This window comes from Kitasatospora sp. NPDC004799, assembly GCF_040609095.1.
Taxonomy (GTDB): Bacteria; Actinomycetota; Actinomycetes; order Streptomycetales; family Streptomycetaceae; genus Kitasatospora.
On sequence record NZ_JBEXJK010000748.1, the window covers coordinates 1 to 1,767 of the forward strand.

The 1,767-nt window shown below is 78.3% G+C and carries 2 protein-coding genes; both read left to right on the forward strand.

Features of this window, described 5'->3' with window-relative positions; genetic code table 11:
- On the forward strand, positions 1-388 hold a 388-nt coding region (locus ABZW03_RS40480; protein WP_355269837.1), incomplete at its 5' end, for an aminotransferase class V-fold PLP-dependent enzyme.
- Positions 389-924: 536 nt separating this feature from the next.
- The coding region (locus ABZW03_RS40485; protein ID WP_355269839.1) for an FtsK/SpoIIIE domain-containing protein at positions 925-1,767 on the forward strand (843 nt) is incomplete at its 3' end.

A 1,767-nucleotide genomic window follows, 5' to 3' on the forward strand; every position in this document is an offset into this window, starting at 1 on the left:
GTACGAGGGCGCCCGGGACAAGGTCGCGGCGTTCGTCAACGCGCCGAGCCGCAACGAGGTGATCTTCACCAAGAACGCCTCGGAGTCGCCGCCCAGCGCGAGCGCTGGCCCGACCTGGCCACCCTGCTGCTCAACGCCGTCGGCCCCGGCCCCCGGCTCTGGGAGCGCGGCCCCGGCCACCCCGACGCGCTCACCCTGCGCCTCGGCACCGCCGACCGCCCCGGCGGCCCCGGCACCACGCCCGGCACCATGCTGCCCGCCGTCCCGGTCACCCTCGACCTCCAGACCGCCGGCAGCCTCGGCCTCAGCGGCCCGCGCGAGCGCCTGGACGCGCTCACCCGCGCCGTCGTCGCCCAGCTCGCCGCGCTGCACCCGCCGACCGGGCTGAGCCTCGTCGTGGTCGACGCCGACCCGGCCCGGGCCGCCGAGGACCGCGCCGACACCTGGGCCTGGGCCCTGTGGCTGCCCCACCTGCGGCCGGTCGACGGCCAGGACTGCCGGCTGCTGATCGGCCTCGACGACGACCAGGCCACCGCCCGGCTGACCGAGCTCACCGCCCGGCTCAGCGGCCCCAGCGGCCTCGGCGGCCACCCCGCCACCGTGGTCGTGGTGGACGGCCGACCGGCCACCGAGGCCGCCCGGCAGGCGCTCGACCTGCTGCTGCGCCAGGGCCCGGCGGTCGGCATCTTCCCGATCTGCCTCGCCGAACAGCCCGAGCTGCTCCCCCGGGGCCTCGGCGCCACCGCCGTGATCACCGGCGAGGTCGGCACCCAGCTCTCGCTGGACCGCCCGGTCGCCCGCGGCCGGGAGGCCCTGCACGAGGTCTCGCTGGACGCCGTCTCGGACGCCTGGGCCGAGCGGCTGGCCCGGGTCCTCGCCCCGCTGCGCGAGGCCGTCCCGGCCGCCCGCGGCCCGCTGCCCGACGTGCTGCGGCTGCTCGACCTGCTCCAGCTCGACACCGTCACCCCGGCCAAGCTGTCCGCCCGCTGGGAGGCGCACGCCGGCGGCATCGGCGCCGCCACCGCCCTGCTCGGCACCACCCGGGACGAGCTCTGCACGCTCGACCTGGCCGACCCCGAGCTCACCCTCCCCTCCCCCGACCCGGGCGGCCCGCACCTGCTGATCGGCGGCGCCCGGGGCTCCGGCAAGACCGAGCTGCTGCGCACCCTGGTCGCCTCGCTCGCCGTCTCCGAGCGGCCCGAGCGGCTGGCCGTCACGATCATCGAGGGCCGGGCCGTCGCGGACGGTCAGGACGGCCTGGACGGCTGCACCGAACTGCCGCACGTCACCGGCCGGGTGAACGCCGCCGCCGACCCGCGCGGCGCGCTGCTCGCGGCCGAGGCGCTGGAGGACGAACTCACCCTGCGGGAGCGGCTGTTCGACGGGCTGGACTTCGCCTCCTGGCACGCCGCGCGGATCCTGGACGCGCAGGGCCTGGACGGGCAGGGCGGCCTGGACGGGCAAGGCCTGAACGGGCGGGAGGCGGACGCGGCGCGTGCCAAGGTCCCGGTGCCCGCCGCCGTCGGCGGCGGAGCGGCCACCACGCCCCGGATCATCCCGCCGCGCAGCGCGGAGGCCCCCCGCCCGACCGGACCGGCCGCTCCCCCGCCCCGGCTGGTCGTCGTCGTCGACGACTACGACGCGCTGCTCTCGCCCACCTCCCCGGCCGGCCGCCCGCTCGCCCGCCCAGTTCAGCAGCCGCCCGCCCAGATCCTGCCCGGCGTACGAGCGCGACACCGTGAGCTTGTTGATGTACCGGGCCGGTTC